This window comes from Sedimentitalea arenosa (assembly GCF_016428585.1).
Classification (GTDB): Bacteria; Pseudomonadota; Alphaproteobacteria; order Rhodobacterales; family Rhodobacteraceae; genus Sedimentitalea; species Sedimentitalea arenosa.
The window spans coordinates 163,683-181,371 of sequence record NZ_JAELVR010000009.1; the positions used below are offsets into that span (position 1 = coordinate 163,683).

At 65.2% G+C, this 17,689-nt stretch carries 21 protein-coding genes; 12 read left to right on the plus strand and 9 right to left on the minus strand.

Annotated features, from left to right (window positions below; translation table 11 throughout):
* Window position 1: 1 nt before the first annotated feature.
* The 4 genes from JF290_RS13950 (at window position 2) to rpsA (ending at window position 3,438) form a co-directional block, all read left to right on the plus strand.
* Window positions 2-538 carry a hypothetical protein gene (locus tag JF290_RS13950; protein WP_199025503.1) on the plus strand — a complete coding sequence of 179 codons (537 nt, stop codon included), beginning with the start codon at window positions 2-4 and terminating at the stop codon, window positions 536-538.
* Window positions 535-1,158 (plus strand): (d)CMP kinase, encoded by a 624-nt coding sequence (locus JF290_RS13955; protein ID WP_199025504.1) that lies wholly within the window; start codon window positions 535-537, stop codon window positions 1,156-1,158. Before JF290_RS13950 ends, JF290_RS13955 begins: the two co-directional genes overlap by 4 nt.
* A gap of 154 nt (window positions 1,159-1,312) precedes the next feature.
* Complete coding sequence (locus JF290_RS13960; RefSeq protein ID WP_199025505.1) at window positions 1,313-1,537, plus strand: hypothetical protein; 225 nt, start codon at window positions 1,313-1,315, stop codon at window positions 1,535-1,537.
* A 221-nt stretch (window positions 1,538-1,758) separates the two neighbouring features.
* Entirely contained in the window at window positions 1,759-3,438 is a 1,680-nt protein-coding gene (gene rpsA / locus JF290_RS13965) for a 30S ribosomal protein S1 (protein WP_199025506.1), read from the plus strand.
* 112 nt (window positions 3,439-3,550) lie between these two features.
* On the opposite strand, the gene yghX is transcribed toward rpsA, so the two are convergent.
* Together yghX and JF290_RS13975 are read right to left on the minus strand one after the other, a co-directional pair.
* On the minus strand, window positions 3,551-4,465 hold the full coding sequence (yghX, locus tag JF290_RS13970) for a YghX family hydrolase (protein ID WP_199025507.1): 915 nt from the start codon (window positions 4,463-4,465) through the stop codon (window positions 3,551-3,553).
* A 100-nt stretch (window positions 4,466-4,565) separates the two neighbouring features.
* Window positions 4,566-5,267: a DUF1194 domain-containing protein gene (locus JF290_RS13975; RefSeq protein WP_199025508.1), complete on the minus strand. Its 702-nt coding sequence runs from the start codon at window positions 5,265-5,267 to the stop codon at window positions 4,566-4,568.
* Between the two features lie 152 nt (window positions 5,268-5,419).
* On the opposite strand from JF290_RS13975, the gene JF290_RS13980 reads away from it, so the two are divergent.
* The 6 genes from JF290_RS13980 to trpB all read left to right on the plus strand — a co-directional run bounded on the left by JF290_RS13980 (window position 5,420) and on the right by trpB (window position 9,483).
* Window positions 5,420-5,956, plus strand: a complete 537-nt coding sequence (locus JF290_RS13980) for a histidine phosphatase family protein (protein ID WP_199025509.1) — start codon at window positions 5,420-5,422, stop codon at window positions 5,954-5,956.
* A 248-nt stretch (window positions 5,957-6,204) separates the two neighbouring features.
* Window positions 6,205-6,486, plus strand: coding sequence for an integration host factor subunit beta (gene ihfB, locus JF290_RS13985; protein ID WP_199025510.1), 282 nt, complete (start codon window positions 6,205-6,207; stop codon window positions 6,484-6,486).
* 4 nt (window positions 6,487-6,490) lie between these two features.
* Window positions 6,491-6,841, plus strand: a complete 351-nt coding sequence (locus JF290_RS13990) for a lipopolysaccharide assembly protein LapA domain-containing protein (protein WP_199025511.1) — start codon at window positions 6,491-6,493, stop codon at window positions 6,839-6,841.
* A gap of 6 nt (window positions 6,842-6,847) precedes the next feature.
* Window positions 6,848-7,504 (plus strand): phosphoribosylanthranilate isomerase, encoded by a 657-nt coding sequence (locus JF290_RS13995; protein WP_199025512.1) that lies wholly within the window; start codon window positions 6,848-6,850, stop codon window positions 7,502-7,504.
* Window positions 7,505-7,609: 105 nt separating this feature from the next.
* Window positions 7,610-8,098, plus strand: coding sequence for a fasciclin domain-containing protein (locus JF290_RS14000; RefSeq protein ID WP_199025513.1), 489 nt, complete (start codon window positions 7,610-7,612; stop codon window positions 8,096-8,098).
* Window positions 8,099-8,250: 152 nt separating this feature from the next.
* Entirely contained in the window at window positions 8,251-9,483 is a 1,233-nt protein-coding gene (gene trpB, locus JF290_RS14005; RefSeq protein WP_199025514.1) for a tryptophan synthase subunit beta, read from the plus strand.
* A 4-nt stretch (window positions 9,484-9,487) separates the two neighbouring features.
* Here trpB and JF290_RS14010 read toward each other — a convergent pair whose 3' ends face one another.
* Complete coding sequence (locus JF290_RS14010) at window positions 9,488-10,111, minus strand: hypothetical protein (RefSeq protein ID WP_199025515.1); 624 nt, start codon at window positions 10,109-10,111, stop codon at window positions 9,488-9,490.
* Window positions 10,112-10,268: 157 nt separating this feature from the next.
* On the opposite strand from JF290_RS14010, the gene JF290_RS14015 reads away from it, so the two are divergent.
* Entirely contained in the window at window positions 10,269-11,093 is an 825-nt protein-coding gene (locus JF290_RS14015) for a hypothetical protein (RefSeq protein ID WP_199025516.1), read from the plus strand.
* Window positions 11,094-11,105: 12 nt separating this feature from the next.
* Here JF290_RS14015 and JF290_RS14020 read toward each other — a convergent pair whose 3' ends face one another.
* The 5 genes from JF290_RS14020 to JF290_RS14040 all read right to left on the minus strand — a co-directional run bounded on the left by JF290_RS14020 (window position 11,106) and on the right by JF290_RS14040 (window position 15,239).
* Window positions 11,106-11,483 carry a DUF2237 family protein gene (locus JF290_RS14020; RefSeq protein WP_199025517.1) on the minus strand — a complete coding sequence of 126 codons (378 nt, stop codon included), beginning with the start codon at window positions 11,481-11,483 and terminating at the stop codon, window positions 11,106-11,108.
* A gap of 13 nt (window positions 11,484-11,496) precedes the next feature.
* Complete coding sequence (locus JF290_RS14025; RefSeq protein ID WP_199025518.1) at window positions 11,497-12,660, minus strand: serine hydrolase domain-containing protein; 1,164 nt, start codon at window positions 12,658-12,660, stop codon at window positions 11,497-11,499.
* A 64-nt stretch (window positions 12,661-12,724) separates the two neighbouring features.
* A complete protein-coding gene (locus JF290_RS14030; RefSeq protein WP_199025519.1) occupies window positions 12,725-13,759 on the minus strand; it encodes a DUF2332 domain-containing protein in 1,035 nt (344 codons plus the stop codon).
* The gene (pth, locus tag JF290_RS14035; protein WP_199025520.1) at window positions 13,756-14,451 is read right to left on the minus strand and encodes an aminoacyl-tRNA hydrolase; all 696 of its coding nucleotides are present in this window, start codon (window positions 14,449-14,451) and stop codon (window positions 13,756-13,758) included. Before pth ends, JF290_RS14030 begins: the two co-directional genes overlap by 4 nt.
* Window positions 14,452-14,591: 140 nt before the next feature.
* Entirely contained in the window at window positions 14,592-15,239 is a 648-nt protein-coding gene (locus JF290_RS14040; protein ID WP_199025521.1) for a 50S ribosomal protein L25/general stress protein Ctc, read from the minus strand.
* Window positions 15,240-15,455: 216 nt separating this feature from the next.
* Here JF290_RS14040 and JF290_RS14045 point away from each other — a divergent pair, with 216 nt between their 5' ends.
* Window positions 15,456-16,241, plus strand: coding sequence for a methyltransferase domain-containing protein (locus JF290_RS14045; RefSeq protein WP_199025522.1), 786 nt, complete (start codon window positions 15,456-15,458; stop codon window positions 16,239-16,241).
* Window positions 16,242-16,501: 260 nt separating this feature from the next.
* On the opposite strand, the gene JF290_RS14050 is transcribed toward JF290_RS14045, so the two are convergent.
* Window positions 16,502-17,665: an alpha-hydroxy acid oxidase gene (locus JF290_RS14050; RefSeq protein ID WP_199025523.1), complete on the minus strand. Its 1,164-nt coding sequence runs from the start codon at window positions 17,663-17,665 to the stop codon at window positions 16,502-16,504.
* Between the last annotated feature and the right edge of the window lie 24 nt (window positions 17,666-17,689).

The window sequence follows — 17,689 nt, forward strand, 5'->3', positions numbered from 1 at the left end:
CGTGCGGGGGCTGCATCTGCTCCTGGTCGGGCTGATCGCGGTGGCGGGGCTGGTTTTCGCCGCGATGTGGCTCTGGACGATCCCGATCATTTCCGCGGGCACGACGCCGCCCGGCCTGATGGACATGCAGCCTGCCGACATGAGTGCCGAGGCGACCCGCACGTATCTTGCGACCATGTCGGATACCGCGCTGCGCACCTATCTGGGGCCGCAACGGGTGCTCGACACGGTGTTTCCCATCGCGCTGGCGGCGGCGCTGGCGCTGGTGACCCTACTGCTGTTGCGGCCGCGCATCGGGCGGCTGGCGCTGGTGGCGGCACTGGTGCCGATGCTCTATCTCTATGCCGACCTGCTGGAGAATGCCGCCATTGCGGACCTGCTGCGTCGGCCGAACGCGGCGGATGCGGTGATCGAGCAGGCGCGGGTCTATACGCAGGTCAAGTTCCAGGTCCTGCTGATCGCCGGTCTGATCCTGGCGCTTGCGCTGTTCTCGCGGCTGGTCAACTGGAGCCTGGAACGGATCAGGAGGGTGGGATGACGTTCACGGTCGCCATCGACGGGCCGGCGGCTGCCGGCAAGGGCACGATCAGCAAGGCGGTCGCCGCGCGGCTTGGGTTCGCGCATCTGGACACCGGGCTGCTGTATCGCGCGGTCGGGGCGCAGGTGCTGCGCGGCGTCGACCCCGAGGCCGCGGCGCGCGCGCTCACCGCCGAGGATCTGGAAGCCGAGGACCTGCGCCGTGCCGCCGTGGCGCAGGAGGCCAGCAAGGTCGCGGCCATTCCCGCCGTGCGCGCGGCGCTGGTCGAGTTCCAGCGCGCTTTCGCGCGTCGGGTCGGCGGCGCCGTGCTGGACGGGCGCGACATCGGCACGGTGATCTGCCCGGAGGCCGAGGTGAAGCTGTTCGTGACCGCCAGCCCCGAGGTGCGCGCCCGCCGGCGCCATGCGGAACAGGTGGCGCAGGGGGCGGACGACCCCTATGAGATCGTGCTGGCCGAGGTCCGGGCGCGCGACGATCGCGACATGAACCGGACCGACGCGCCGCTGAAACCGGCGGAGGACGCGGTGGTGCTGGACACGTCTGACCTGAGCATCGAGGCGGCGGTGGCAAGGGCGCTCGAGATCATCGACATGCGGCGCGGGCAGGGCGCATCGGGCTGAGTCCGGACCGCCCCGTATGCCTGTCAAGGTCGGGAAATCCTCGGTCCGGAATTCCGGACTGACCCTCGCGCCGCCTGGGCGCTAGGGTCTGGCTTGCCGATATGCCCCGCTCGGCGGGACGGCAGGACAGGACCGGATTTCAGGAGTCATTCACATGGACAGTTTCATTTTCAGGAGTTCCACGGACACGCGCGCCTATCTGAAGATCGGCGACATCGCAGGCGAAAGCCAGCTTGACCCGGCGATGATCTGGGGCAGCGATGGGGCGTCCCTGAAGGGGATGCATGTCGACCCGGTGATTCCGGGGGCCGACAGGGTCGAGGACCCGCTCCTGGGATACGACCTGCCGGTGGGTTTTGAGGATCCGCTGCTTGGCTGACGGGCGCCGTGGCAGGGCATTGAGCCCTTGCCAAGCGCAGGCCGAGCGACTATACGCCGCGATGTCCAAGCGGCAGTCCAGATCGCAGACACCATGAGCAGGGCCGGGGAATTCCGCGGCCCTTCGTCTGTTTAAGCGGTTCGCACGGACCAACCCAAACCCACAGACCGGCGGAGACAACCGCACGGCCGGAAAAATGTGAAAAAGGAAACGACTTATATATGTCCGCTAACGCATCCATGGAGGAATTCGAAGCCCTCCTGAACGAAAGCTTCGAAATGGACACGCCCGAGGAAGGGTCTGTCGTCAAGGGCAAGGTCATCGCGATCGAAGCGGGACAAGCCATCATCGATGTCGGCTACAAGATGGAAGGCCGTGTCGATCTGAAAGAATTCGCAAATCCCGGGGAAGCTCCCGAAATCGCCGCCGGCGACGAGGTCGAAGTGTTCCTGCGCCAAGTCGAGAACGCGCGCGGCGAAGCCGTGATTTCGCGCGAGATGGCCCGCCGCGAGGAAGCCTGGGATCGTCTCGAGAAGGCTTATGCCGACGAGCAGCGCGTCGAAGGTGCGATCTTCGGCCGCGTCAAGGGCGGCTTCACCGTCGATCTGGGCGGCGCCGTCGCGTTCCTGCCCGGCTCGCAGGTCGATGTGCGTCCGGTGCGTGATGCGGGCCCGCTGATGGGTCTGAAGCAGCCGTTCCAGATCCTGAAGATGGACCGCCGCCGCGGCAACATCGTCGTGTCGCGCCGCGCGATCCTCGAAGAGAGCCGCGCCGAGCAGCGCGCCGAAGTCATCGGCAACCTGCATGAAGGTCAGGCCGTGGACGGCGTCGTCAAGAACATCACCGAATACGGCGCCTTCGTCGATCTGGGTGGTGTGGACGGCCTGCTGCACGTCACCGACATGGCATGGCGTCGCGTCAACCACCCCTCCGAGATCCTGTCGATCGGCGAGACCGTCAAGGTGCAGGTCATCAAGATCAACAAGGAGACCCACCGCATCAGCCTCGGCATGAAGCAGCTGCAGGAAGATCCGTGGGATCTGGTCGGCGCCAAGTATCCGCTGAACAGCGTTCACAAGGGCCGCGTCACCAACATCACCGATTACGGTGCGTTCGTGGAGCTGGAACCCGGTGTCGAGGGCCTCGTCCACGTCAGCGAAATGTCCTGGACCAAGAAGAACGTGCATCCCGGCAAGATCGTGTCGACCTCCCAGGAAGTCGAAGTCATGGTGCTGGAAATCGACGGCGCCAAGCGCCGCGTGTCGCTGGGTCTCAAGCAGACCATGCGCAACCCGTGGGAAGTGTTTGCGGAAACCCATCCCGAGGGCACCGAGGTCGAGGGCGAGGTCAAGAACATCACCGAATTCGGTCTGTTCATCGGTCTCGACGGCGACATCGACGGCATGGTTCACCTGTCCGACCTGTCCTGGGACGAGCGCGGCGAAGACGCGATCCAGAACTATCGCAAGGGCGACGTGGTCCAGGCCGTGGTCTCCGAGGTCGATGTCGAGAAAGAGCGCATCAGCCTGTCCATCAAGGCGCTGGGCGGTGACAAGTTCGCCGAGGCCGTCGGTGGCGTGAAGCGCGGCTCGATCATCACCGTGAACGTCACGGCGATCGAGGATGGCGGTATCGAGGTGGAATACGAGGGCATGAAGTCCTTCATCCGCCGCTCCGACCTGAGCCGCGACCGCTCCGAGCAGCGCCCCGAGCGCTTCAGCGTCGGCGACAAGGTCGATGTGCGCGTGACCAATGTCGACAGCAAGACCCGCCGTCTGGGCCTGTCGATCAAGGCGCGCGAGATCGCCGAAGAGAAGGAAGCCGTCGAACAGTATGGCTCCTCGGACTCGGGTGCATCGCTGGGCGACATCCTGGGCGCGGCGCTCAAGGGCGACGACTGATCCCGGCTGCCGCAGGGCAGACCCAAGACACAGGCCTCGCCCTTTCGGGCGGGGCTTTTTTCATTCCGCCTTGCAACCATTTTGACCGATTGAGGATGACTCCCTGCAACGCTTACGCCGGTTGAAGATGTTCGTCGAAGAAGGCCAGCGTGCGGTCCCAGGCCAGTGTGGCGGCCGCCTCGTCGTAGCGCGGCGTCGTGTCGTTGTGGAAGCCGTGGTTGACGTTCGGGTAGAAGTGTACGCTGAACGTCTTCTGGTTGGCGCGCAGCGCCTCTGAATAGGCGTCCCAGCCCGCGTTGATCCGCTCGTCCAGACCCGCATAGTGGATCAGCAGCGGCGCCTCGATCTGCGGCACGTCCTCGGCCGCCGGCTGGCGTCCGTAGAACGGCACCGACGCGGCAAGATCGGGATAGGTCACCGCAAGCGTGTTGCAGACGCCGCCGCCATAGCAGAAGCCGACCGCGCCGACGCGCCCGGTCGAGTCGGGGTGATCGCGCAGGAACTCGAAGGCGGCGAAGAAATCCTCCATCAGCTTTGCCGGGTCGAGCTGGCGTTGCATCTCGCGGCCCTCGTCGTCGGTGCCCGGATAACCGCCCAGCGGTGTCAGCCCGTCGGGTCCCAGCGCCAGGTAACCGGCCTTGGCGGTGCGGCGCACCACGTCCTCGATATAGGGGTTCAGGCCGCGGTTCTCGTGCACGACCAGCACCGCGGGCAACGGGCCGGTCGCACCCGCAGGCTTGGCCATCAGGGCGCGTATGGTGCCGTGACCGTCGGGGCTGTCATACTCGATCATCGCGGTTTCGATGTCGGGATCGTCCGGGGCGACCTGCTGGGCCCAGGCATAGTTCGGTTGCAACTGGTCGAGGATCATCGCGCCGGTCACGCCGGCGGCGGCATAATGGCCGGCGCGGGTGATGAACTGGCGCTTGGAGATCTTGCCGTGCACGTAGCCGTCGAAGATTTCCAGGATGCGCGGATCGAAATCGCTGGCCTTCTTGCGCTTGGGGAGGGGGTCGGGTCCGGTCATGGTGAGGGTCCTTTCGCGATCGCGGCTGTTGCGGTCGTCGCCCAGAATACCTGAAAACGGCTGAAGACTGGACGGATATCGGCTCGCGCCCACGCACATTTCAGCGCGCGGCCAAGTCCTGCCCCGGCATCAGGCCGGAAATCTCGAGGATCAGCTTGCGCCGAATCGCCTGTGCGAGGTCGCTTTCGTTCTCGGCGGTCACGACGAAGGCCCCGACGCCGCCGATGATCTGTTCCTCGTAGATCCGGCCCAGATCGGGAAACCGCGCCGGGGCGTCGCAGAACCGGCAGAGGATCGGCAGCCCGTTGATCGTGATCCCGGCGGCGACCACTTCGTCGCGGGCCGCGGCGATCGACGGGCCGGAAAAACTGTTGGGACTGTCGCCGGAGAAGTCGATCACCTTGCGCCAGCCGTCGAACGCATTGCGTTCGATCATGCGCTTGCCGTCCAGCAGCGCCGCGCCGATGGCATTGCGCCCGTAGGCCTGCCGGGGCGGCGCCAGCAGGGCATCCGCGAACCGGCCCGCGCTTTCGGGGCCGTCGATGCGCATCCAGTCGACGACGACGGCGGTGTTGGCCGCCCATTCGACGTAGGTTACGGCAATGGCGCCATAGGCTGAGTTTTCGATCGCGGCCAGCACGCCGGCATCCGTCATCGTCTGAGCATAGCCTTCGCGCTGAAAGCGGATTTCCTCGGGCGAGATCGACCCCGAGGCATCCGCCAGCAGGACCAGTTCAAGATCGACATCCTGCGCCGCCACGGGCAGCGCCAGGAGGAGGAAAAGGGCGGTCAAAACGCGCATGATGCAAGTTTAGCGTGAAACGGTGACTTGGGAACACGGTCAACGCGGAGTCCGTGTCGATGCCCAGGCCGGGATGCGACCCTGCCCATGTCTCGCGCCGGCTGCGCAAGATCCGGGCTGGACAGAAAGCGGAAGCGGCATACCTCCCGCCCATGCGTTGGATTGCCTTTCTCCTCTTCCTGTTGCCTGGCGTGGCGCTCGCCAACGATTGGGACGCGCTGTCCGAACACGGCGTCATCGCCATCATGCGCCACGCGCTGGCGCCGGGCACCGGCGATCCGCCTGGCATGCAGATCGACGACTGCGCGACCCAACGCAATCTGGACGACCGGGGCCGCGCGCAGGCCCGCGCCATCGGTGACGCGTTCCGGGCGCGGGGGATCGCGTTCGACGTGGTGTTCAGCAGCCAATGGTGCCGCTGCCGCGATACCGCCGCGTTGCTGGACCTTGCGCCGGTGCAGGAGGCACAGGCGCTCAATTCCTTTTTCGGGGACTACACGACGCGGCAGCAGCAGACGCGGGACACGCGTGCGCTGATCGATCGCACGGCCGGCCGCCTGATGCTGGTCACCCACCAGGTCAACATCACCGCGCTGACAGGGCGTGCTACGCGGTCGGGCGAGGTGCTGGTGATCCGCCCGACATCCGAGGGCGTCGAACTGCTGGGCCGCATCATGATCGACCCGTGACCCGAAGGGACACCGCGCCCGCGACGGTGCGCCGAATCAAGTTTCGATGCTCTCCTCCCGCGCGCCCGCGCCGGGGAGGCGCTCGCCTCTGGCGATCGATCCATGCCCGCGAATCCCGCGCAAGCTCTCCCAACCAAGGCATTTTTTCGTTTTTCTTTAACTCGTTCTGGTTTCAGCGACGCGAATTTGCTCGTATAGTCGGCGCGTTGGCACATGAGCGCGGATGTGCCCTGGGAGGGGGCGACCTTATGATTCGATCGGAATTGATTCAGAAAATTGCAGACGAGAATCCACATCTCTACCAGCGTGACGTCGAGCGCATCGTGAACACCGTGTTCGAGGAAGTCACCAACGCGATGGCGCGTGGCGACCGGGTGGAACTGCGCGGCTTCGGCGCGTTTTCGGTCAAGAAACGCGACGCCCGCATCGGAAGAAACCCGCGCACCGGCGAGACCGTGCATGTCGAGGAGAAACACGTGCCCTTCTTCAAGACCGGCAAGCTGCTGCGCGACCGGCTGAACGGGAAATGAATTGATGCGCTATTTTCGCTATGCCTTTCTCGGAACGCTCGGGGCCATCCTGATCTCGATCTCGCTGGCCAACCGCGATTTCGTGACGCTCAAGCTGATGCCCGACGCGCTGGCCGAGCTCCTGGGGTTCAACGCCAGCGTGGCGCTGCCGCTCTTCGTGGTGGTGCTCGGTGGTATCGTCGCGGGGCTGGTGATCGGCTTCGTCTGGGAGTGGATGCGCGAATACAAGCACCGCCGCGAGGCCGCCGAGAAAGCGCGCGAGGTGCGCAAGCTCGAACGCGAGGTCGGCAAGCTGAAGACCGAAAAGCACCAGGGCAAGGACGAGGTTCTGGCGCTCCTGGAAGAGGCCCGCTGAGCGGTCATGCCCCAAGGCATCCAGGTCAAGATCTGCGGGCTGCGCAGCGCCGCATCCATCGCGGCCGCCGCCGACGCGGGGGCGCGCTATGTCGGGTTCGTGTTCTTCCCCAGGTCGCCCCGCAACGTCGCACCGGCCGACGCGGCCGGGCTGGCCGCAGGCGTGCCGGAGGGCATCTGCAAGGTCGCGCTGACGGTCGACGCGGACGATGCGACGCTCGACGACATCCTGCGCCAAGTGCCGCTGGACATGCTGCAGCTCCACGGTGGCGAAACGCCCGAGCGGGTGGCCGAGGTCAAGGCGCGTTTCGGGTTGCCGGTGATGAAGGCGATCGGCGTGGCCGAGGCCGAGGACCTGGCCCTGATCGACACCTATTCCGACGTCGCCGACCAGCTTCTGATCGACGCCAAGCCGCCCCGCAACGCGCCGCTACCGGGCGGCAACGGGCTGTCCTTCGACTGGCGCCTGCTGGCCGGGCGCAAGTACTGGCGCAAGCCCTGGATGCTGGCGGGTGGCCTGACCCCCGAAAATGTGGCCGAGGCGGTCGCCATGACGGGCGCGCGGCAGGTCGATGTGTCCTCCGGCGTCGAAACCGTCCCCGGGGTGAAGGATGCCGCGCTGATCCACGCCTTTCTCGACGCTTTGCACGCACACGCGACCTGACGCCGCAACACGGGCGCGTGAACGCGTTGCAACACCCCGCGCCATTCTGATCCGCCTGCCGGGGCCTCCCGTAATTACCGGTATCTGAACATACAGGAGGACAACATGTTTCGTCGCAATTTTCTGAGCGTCATCGGCGCTGCCCTGATCGCGGGCGCCAGCACCGCCCCGGCCCAGGCCGCAGACATGGACATCGTCGATACCGCGGTGGCCAATGGCTCGTTCAACACGCTGGTCGCGGCTGTTCAGGCGGCAGGCCTGGTCGACACGCTCAAGGGCCCGGGTCCGTTCACCGTGTTCGCCCCGACCGACGAAGCCTTTGCGGCGCTGCCTGCAGGCACCGTCGACACCCTGCTGAAGCCGGAAAACAAGGACCAGCTCGTTGCCGTTCTGACCTACCATGTCGTCCCCGGCAAGGTGATGGCGGCTGACGTGTCCGGCAAGCAGATGGGCGTCAAGACCGTCAACGGTCAGGAAGCCGAGGTCAACGGCTTGAGCGGCGTCACCATCGACGGTGCCACGGTTGTCGCAGCCGATGTCGAAGCCACCAACGGTGTCATCCACGTGATCGACGCGGTCATCCTTCCCGACTGAGACCGCCTCACATGATCTATCAGAACGCCGCGCACCCTCGCGCGGCGTTCGCGTTTTTCAGGCCCAAGCTCGGCGAGGGGCGCCTACTTTTGCCATGGCAATTCGGGCCGCTGCCCCATATGAACAAGCCTGTGACAGAACGGGGACGCACCATGGCCAACGATCTTTTCAACTCCTTCATGACCGGCCCGGATGAAAACGGCCGTTTCGGCAAGTTCGGCGGGCGGTTCGTCAGTGAAACGCTGATGCCGCTGATCCTGTCGCTGGAAGAGGAATACGAAAAGGCCAAGACCGATGACAGTTTCTGGGCCGAGATGCACGATCTCTGGACCCACTATGTCGGGCGCCCCAGCCCTCTCTACTACGCCGAACGGCTGACGCAGCATCTCGGGGGGGCGAAAATCTACCTCAAGCGCGACGAGCTGAACCACACCGGCGCGCACAAGATCAACAACGTGCTGGGCCAGATCATCCTGGCGCGGCGCATGGGCAAGACCCGCATCATCGCCGAAACCGGGGCCGGGCAGCATGGCGTGGCCACCGCCACGGTCTGTGCCAAGTTCGGGCTGAAATGTGTGGTCTACATGGGTGCGCATGACGTCAAGCGCCAGGCGCCCAACGTGTTCCGCATGCGCCTGCTGGGCGCCGAGGTGATCCCCGTGACGTCCGGGCGCGGCACGCTCAAGGACGCGATGAACGACGCGCTGCGCGACTGGGTGACCAATGTGCGCGACACCTTCTACTGCATCGGCACGGTGGCCGGACCGCACCCCTATCCGGCGATGGTACGGGACTTCCAGAGCATCATCGGCAAGGAAGCCAAGGAGCAGATGCAGGCTGCCGAGGGCCGTCTGCCCGACACGATCATCGCCGCCATCGGCGGTGGCTCCAACGCGATGGGCCTGTTCTACCCGTTCCTCGACGACACGTCGGTCAACATCATCGGCGTCGAAGCCGGCGGCAAGGGTGTCGATGATCGGATGGAGCATTGCGCCTCGCTCACCGGCGGCCGGCCGGGCGTGCTGCACGGCAACCGAACCTATCTGTTGCAGGATGATGACGGGCAGATCCTCGAAGGCTTCAGCATCTCGGCCGGACTCGACTATCCCGGTATCGGCCCCGAGCATTCCTGGCTGCACGAGATCGGCCGCGCGAAATATGTCAGCATCACCGATGTCGAGGCGCTGGAAGCGTTCCAATTGTGTTGCGAGCAGGAAGGCATCATTCCCGCGCTCGAACCCAGTCACGCGCTGGCCCATGTGATGAAGATCGCTCCCGAACTGCCGGCGGATCACCTGATCTGCATGAACATGTGCGGACGTGGGGACAAGGACATCTTCACCGTCGCCCGCGCGCTTGGCTTTGACATGTCCGACGCGGACTGATCCGTCAGGCGGTGGCCGGTCGCCGCCGCCGCGCCCGTCCGAGGCCGAGCGTCAGGATCAAGGCACTGGCCAGCAGACCGAGTGCGGGCGGCACAGGCACCGCTGCTACGGGCGAGATCGACAGGATGGTCGCGTCAATGGATTGCGGTCGGTTGCCCTCGTCCGTCTTGTAAACCTCGAGATAGGCATATTCGAACGTATCGGGGAAGGTCAGCGGCAGGTCGGTGCGGCCCTTGAACCAGTCCTTCGCCGCTATGTTCAATGCCAGGTGCCAGCCGTTGGGATCTTCGGACAGGAAACTCTGTGCATAGAGGATGTCCGTTCCGCCCGTGCTCGCGATGCCGGTCACCCGATTGTCGAAGGTCCGACGGTAGCCCTGATCCGTCCAGATGGTGAAACTCTCCAGCCCCGGATCGAAGAGGTGGTCGCCTCCAAAGCGTTGCGAGGGCGTCAGCGAATAGGTCATGCGCCCGTGGAGCGTGCCGCCGACCGGCACCTTGGCGCTCTGCGCTGCGGGACGCAGAGTGGCGAAGTCGATGCGAGCCGTGAAGTCGAACGCCAGCGACGCGGCGGCGACCATCTGTGCCCAGCCCAGCCAAAGACCCAGAACAAGTGCCAGTCTGACCATCACGCCCTCCCGAAAGCTGGGATTCTAGCGTGGGAGGGCCGTAAAGTCACTCTGCAAGGTGGGACAGTCCGCAACCGTGCAGGCGGACGCAGGGGGCCGATCCCCGCTTGACCCGTGCGCGCATGCCGCTACGATTTTTCTCACGAAAGGAACCTGCATGCGGCGACTGATACTGTCCCTGTGTCTGATCTGGGCGGCGCTGCCCGCCGCCGCGCAAACGCCCGAGGACACCGTCCGCTGGATCTATACGTCGATGGCGCAGACCGGCGCGCCGCAGGAGCGCGGGCTGTGGTACCTGTCCCGCCCCGAGCGGCGCGAGCAGTTCTTCACCCGCCGACAGGTCGCGTTCATCATCGCCAATGACAGCCACGGCGACGATCTCGCGACCGCCTGCATCGATTTCGACCCGGCCATTCCCGGCAACGACTATGACGGCGCCGAGATCCTGCGCACGCTCAGCCTCAGCAGTACGGGCGACGCCACGCGGCAGACCGTGACGGCGCAGTTCACGACGTTCGGCCAGCCCGCGCAGATCGTTTATGATTTCATCGTGGAGGAGGGGTTCTGGAAAATCGACGACATCGCCGGGCCGGGCTGGCGGGTGTCGCAAATGCCCTGTGCGCCCAAGTCGGCCGCGGCCCCCGCGGCGCGAAGCGCGTTCTGTTACCTGAATGGCTCGGACACGCTGCGGCTCGAACTGCTGGCCGATGGCGCGGCGCGGGTCGACATGCAGAGCTGGCAGGCCAACGGACATTCCTGTTCGGTCAATGGCCGGGCCGACGCGACGGAGGGCGGTTGGATGATGCAGGCCGAGGAGGGCTGCCGGCTTTTCGTGACCGTCACGCAGGAGCAGGGTATCCGCCTGTCCGACCCGGAGTGGTATTGCAAGCGCTGGATGTGTGGACAGCGCGCCGTGATCGACGGGCTGACCTTTCCGCGCAGCAGCCAGATCGATTGTGCACAGATGCCGCCGATGAACTGATCGGCAAAGGTTCTAGTTCGCGTGCAGTGCGTGGCTCTGCAGCACGTCCAGCGGCACGATGTCCAGCGCCCGCTGATGTGTCGCGGCGAGGTTCACACGCGGCGCGCAACCTTCGTCATGGGCCTGCAGGAAGCGCGCGGCACAGAGGCACCAGTGATCCCCCGCCTTCAGTCCCGCGAAATTGAACTCGGGCCGGGGCGTGGACAGGTCGTTGCCGACATATTTGGAAAACGCCAGGAACTCGTCGGTCATCACCGCGCAGACCGTGTGGCTGCCGTGATCGGCGGCGCAGGTGTTGCAATGGCCATCCCGGAAGAAGCCCGTCACCGGGTCGGTCGAACAGGGCGCCAGCGGCGCGCCCAGGACGTTGATGCTATCTTCCGGTTCCATCTCTCCCCACTTTCTAAAGACTCTGCGCGATCCGGCGGAACATCGCGGTGTTGGCGTCGTCCACCCCATCGTCGCGGAACCGGCGATCGGCGGCTGTGACGACGATCACCACGTCGCTCGCCTGATCAATATAGATGTATTGTCCGTAGATGCCACGGGCGAGGAACTCGCCGTCATGCGCGCCCTTGGGGATCCACCACTGGTAGCCATAGGCGATCCGCCCCGGTTCGGTCGGGGCGCTGGCAGCGGTGGACTCGGCGATCCACGCGGATGGCACCACCTGCCGCCCGCCATATGCGCCGTCCTGCAGGATCATCTGCCCGAACCGCGCATAGTCGCGCGTGGTGAAGTTCAGCCCACCGAGCACGAAGGCGGTTCCGGTGCCGTCGGTCAGGTAGAAGCCGTCATGGTCCTGCCCGAGCGGCGCGATGATCTTCTCGGCCAGCAAGTCGGCCACCGGCCGTCCGGTTGCGCCGCGGATCACCATCCCGATCACATGGGTGTCGATCGAGACGTATTTCCAGGCCTCCCCGGGCGCGGCGAAGGTTTCGGTGAAGCTGGCGGTGAAGTCATCCAGCGTGCCACCCAGCGCGACGACCCGGCCCATCCGGTTGATGTCGGAAGACTTGTCCAGGTAATCCTCGTCGAACACGACGCCGCTGGCCATGTTCAGCACGTTGCGGATGCTGGCGCCGTCATAGGCTGAGCCTACCAGCGTGGGCGCGTAGCGCGTCACCGGGTCGTCCAGCGACTCGATCGCGCCCTCCTCCAGCAACACGCCGAACAGCGCCGACAGGTAGCTCTTGGCCAGCGACCACGAAATCCGCCGGTCATCCGGGCCGGTGCCGAGGAAGTATTCCTCGTAGCGGATCTCTCCGTCCTTCATCACCAACAGCGAGGTCATCGCGCGCGCCTCGATCCATTGCGCCGTGCCCTCGGGCAACTCGGTTTCCGGCCCGTAGGACAACTCGCTGGTGGCCAGCGGACCGCGCGGCACCGGCACGGTCAGGAAGGCGCGGTCCATGTGCGAGAAATTCTGCACGATCTTCTCGGCGGAGAACAACGAGTTCACCGCCATCAGCCGGGTCAGTTCCTCGCGTTTCCAGACGCCGATGGCCACCGCTGCCAGAACCAGCGCCAGCAGGATCCGCCCCAGCCATTTTCCGACATTTCGCATTCGTGGTCTCCATTACTGTCGGGCACGACAATGCCCGTCATCGGCTTCGGGGCAACCCCATACGTCACGGTAGGTTCGGCGCGTTCCATTTGACCCAGCGACCGTGGAAATCGATCCGCCCGAGAGACAAGCGCAGATCGCCCGGCCAGAGCCTGAGCGACAGCGCCGCGCCCTCGCCGCCGTCGTTCTCCATCCCCAGCCAGGCCAGCGGGGTTTCGGCGGTAGCGCGTGCCCCGGCGGCTTCGATCAGCGCGGTGCCCCGCGCCTGGGCCAGGGGTGGGAAATACTGCCAGGCGACGGTGTGATAGATCAGGTGCAGCTGGCCCGGGCGATCCGTCGCAAGCCGCCGCTCCAGCCAGTCGGCCGCATCACCCTTGTCGACCTCAGCGTCCTGCACCGCGATCGCGGCGCGGGTCAGGGCCACGCGCTCGGGCTGGTCAGGCCAGAGATAGGCCGCGAGTCGCAGCGCTTGCGCCGGGTCGCGCAGGTCGAGCGGGTTGAGGTCGACACCGCGCCGTTCGTCCACCCTCAGCGCGGACTGGGCTGGCGCTGCGCCCTGCCATTGTGGCGTGAGCGTCAGCGCCGCGTCGGGCGGCCCCAGCCGCGTTGTCCCCGCCGTCAGGGCAAAGCGGTCGAACATCAGGTTCAGCCCGCCGCTCGCGCCCAGTTCCGACAGCACGAAAGGCAGCGGGTGGCGCGCGGCGAGCAGGTGGGCCGCCGGAATCAGCGCCGCGCTGCGGCGGACCTCGTTGGTCTGGGGCGCGCGCTGCATCCAGTCGATCAGAAACGCTTCATGCGTGGCCAGCGCCTCCAGCACTGTGGCGCGGAATATCGGATCCGGCGCTGTTGCCGAAGGATAGACCGCTGCCAGGTCCGGCGCGCGTCCGGTCAGGACAAGTGCATGCAGCCCGCCGGCGATGCGCAGCGGCAGCGAGGCTCCGCCCGGCCCGACATCGCCCTTCCAGCCGGCGCAGAGCCGCCCCAGGGCGCTGTCGTCGGGCCAATCCTCGGCCAGCGCGGTCATCAGCATTTCCATGAAGGGCGAGCCGAGCGCGGCGCAACTGCGCGCTTGCTGCAGCAGCGCTGCGCGCAGGGTCATCGGAACCGGTCGACCAGCCGCTGGAGGGCGGATTTGGGTTCGGACTCCGGCTCGGGTTCGGGTTCGGGGGCGGGGGCGGGCGCAGGTTTGAGCTGTTCGGCCTTGGCTCCGCCCGAGGAGCGCGGCGGTGCAACGCGCAGGCTGACCGCGTTCATGAACCGCCCGGTATCGCCCCGGGCGAGGTCGGCAGCGCCCTCCGAAATGCCGCGCAGCAGATCGTCGAGCCAGTCGGCATCGGCCTTGTGAAAATCGTGCAGCACGTAATGCGAAACCAGGTCCTTGCGACCGGGATGCCCGATCCCCAGCCGCACCCGCTGATACGCCTCGCCGATATGGGCATGCAGCGAGCGCAGCCCGTTATGCCCGGCATGACCACCGCCGGTCTTGACGCGCAGCTTGCCGGGGGCGAGGTCCAACTCGTCATGCAACACGATCACGTCCTCGGGCGTCAGCTTGTAAAAGCGCATCGCTTCGCCGACGGACTGGCCGGAATTGTTCATGTAGGTTTCGGGCTTCAGCAGCAGCACTTTCTCGGCACCCAGCCTTCCTTCCGCCAACTGGCCCTGGAACTTGCCTTTCCACGGCGGAAATCCGTGGTCCGCTGCGATGCGGTCTACCGCCATGAAGCCGATATTGTGCCGGTTGCCGGCGTATTTCGCACCAGGATTGCCCAGTCCGACGATCAGTTTCATCTCGCGCCCCGCTGCTGCCTTGCCCGTTCATGCCCAAAAAGCCGCGTCACATCCAGACCCGACATTACGGATCCGAAGGCCAAAAACGAAAAACGGGGCCGCAGAGGGCCCCGTCGTGTTTTCGTCGTCTCGGCAGACAATCACTCTTCGACGTTGATCGCCTCGACCTCGTCCGCGGCGACTTCTTCGCCGTCATCCTCGCTCTCGGCTGCGCGCAGACCCGAGGGGGCGGACACGTTGGCGATCACGAAATCGCGGTCGATCGTGGGCTTGGAGCCCTCGGGCAGGTTCACCGACGAGATCGTCACGCTGTCACCGATGTTCAGGTCGGAGACGTCGATGGTGACGTGATCGGGAATGTCGCCCGCAGTCACGATCAGTTCGACCTCGGGACGGACCAGGGTCAGCACGCCGCCCTTCTTGAGCCCCGGCGACACCTCTTCACCGACCACTTCGACCGGGATGAACAGGTTGATCTTGGTGGTGCGGCGCAGGCGCATCAGGTCGAGATGCGTCGGCAGATCCTTGACCACATCGCGCTGCACGTCGCGGCAGATCACGCGCACGTCGTCATGGCCTTCGACCTTGAGGTTGAACAGGGTCGACTTGAAGCGCCCCTGCTTGAGGCGCGCGAACAGCGCGTTGAACGGGATGTTGATCGGCAGCGGGTCAACGTCGCCACCAAAAACGATTCCGGGAACCTTGCCGTCGCGGCGTGCCTGACGAGCGGCGCCCTTGCCTGTCCCCGTCCGTTCCTCGGCGTGAAGATCTGGGATCTCTCCGGCCATTGTATCTCTCCAAATGTAGGGGCGGGGATCCTCCAAGGCTGTATCCCCGCGTGAAGCCGCGCGTATAGACCGGAAAACCAGGCTTGAAAAGGCCGAATCGCTTGGAGTGATCGGCCTGATCCCGGACTGGCAGATACTGCGCCGCGCCCGGATGTTCGACCGTGTTCGTGCGGCCCAATGCCATTTGGGTTCGTTGAATCGCCTTTCCGTGCGAACATGCGGAACATGCTGAAGTTCGACGAAGAAACGACACGACTCCTCGAAGTCGCCTATCAGGGCGGTGACGTCAGCCGCCGCCGAAGACTGGCGTTGGATGCGTTGCACCTGTCAGAGGGAGATGTCGTCGCCGATATCGGATGCGGAAACGGGCTGCTGACTGAAGAGATCGCGCGCGCCGTCGGATCGTCGGGCCGGGTCGTCGGTATCGACCCCAGCGCGGATATGCGCGCGCCGGCCTCCCATCGGTGTGCGGCGTTTCCGACCGCCCGGGTTGTGGATGGTTCGGCGGATGCGCTCCCGTTTCAGAACGGTGAAGTGGACAAGGCCGTCGCGGTTCAAGTCCTTGAGTATCTTCCGGATATTCCGGCAGCGATTGCGGAGGTGCATCGCGTTCTTCGGACAGGCGGGCGGTTCGTCGCCATCGATGCCGGCTGCAAGACACTCGACTGGTTCTCCGAGGACGCAGACCGGATGCGCCGCGTTCAGGAGGCTTGGGATCATCACTATATCGAACCACGGGTTGCGGCGCTGTGGCCCCGGCTTGCGCGCAATGCCGGTTTCATCGCCGTCGACGTCGAGCCCTTGACCTTTTGCGACGTGACCCTGCGTCCTGACGGCATAGCGTTCATGCTCCTGAACCTGATGTCGAAATACGCTTTGCAGAACGGCCACCTGAGCGCCGAAGAGACCGCGGCGTGGTTCGACGAGCAGATCGCGCTCGCAAGGCAAGGACGGTTCTTTTTTTCGCTGACGTTCTACCTGATGAGTGCAGTCAGGGCGTAGCCACCGAAACGCCACGTCCGCGTTTCCGGCACATCCGATCCCTTTCTACCGTGCCGTTTCTGGGAGGACCCGTTGGTGCGGGCGCGGCGAATGCACGGTCAGTTCGCAAATCGGGCACCATTGCCCAAGGCGACGATCTGAACCCCCAATTGGCCGGTGCAGCAATCCCCGGACATGGGAAAGCCACCCGCTTGGGTATTTTGAAGACGGAAGAACCGTGTTCCAGGACGTGTACAAATCGGAAGAAACCGGTCGTCTCGTCACGCCCAGCGGCCGGCAAAATCCTCGGGGATCAGCAGATGCTCGCGTCCGAGTTTCTGCACATCGGTGACCCCACAGAGACCCATCGACAGGTCCAGTTCGTTGTGGATCACTTCCAGCGCCTTGGTCACGCCGGCCTCGCCCATCGCGCCGAGGCCGTAGACATAGGCGCGGCCGATATAGGTGCCCTTGGCCCCCATCGCGAGCGCCTTGAGCACGTCCTGGCCCGAGCGGATGCCGCTGTCCAGGTGCACCTCGATCTTGTCGCCGACGGCGTCGACGATCTCTTCCAGCACCCGGATCGAGCTGAGCGCGCCATCCAGTTGCCGGCCGCCATGGTTGGAGACGATGATCGCGTCGGCACCGACGTTCAGCGCCTCGCGCGCGTCGCGCACGTCGAGGATGCCCTTGATGATGAGCGGCCCGTCCCACATCTTGCGGAATTCGCGGATGCGGTCCCAGTCCAGCGCCTGGTCGAAGGATTCGTTGGTCCAGTTGCCCAGCGAGGAGGGATCCTTCACGCCCTTGGCATGGCCGACGATGTTGCCGAAGAAGCGCCGCTTGGTGCCCAGCATGCCAAGGCCCCACTGCACCTTGGTCATCATGTTGGCGACCGATTTGACGGTCAGTTTCGGCGGTGCGGACAGCCCGTTCTTGAGGTCCTTGTGGCGCTGGCCCAGCAGTTGCAGGTCGACCGTGATGACCGCGGCCGAGCACCTGGCGGCCTTGGCCCGGTCGAACAGGCGCTGCATGAAATCGTCGTCCTTGAGCGTATAGACCTGCAGCCAGAACGGCTTGGTCGTATGTTCGGCGACATCTTCGATCGAGCAGATCGACATGGTGGACAGCGTGAAGGGCACGCCGAATTTCTCGGCTGCCTTCGCTGCCTTGATCTCGCCATCGGCGCATTGCATGCCTGTCAGGCCGACAGGTGCAAGGGCCACGGGCATCGACACCTCCTGACCGATCATCCGGCTTTTGGTGCTGCGTCCCGTCATGTCGATGGCGACCCGCTGGCGCAGGCGGATATCGGCGAAATCGCTGCTGTTGTCACGGAAGGTCTGCTCGGTCCAGCTGCCGCTTTCGGCGTAGTCGTAGAACATCTTGGGCACCCGGCGACGGTAGATGCGCTTGAGGTCGTCGATATTGGTGATCACGGTCATGGTCGAAGGCTTTCCAATCAGAAG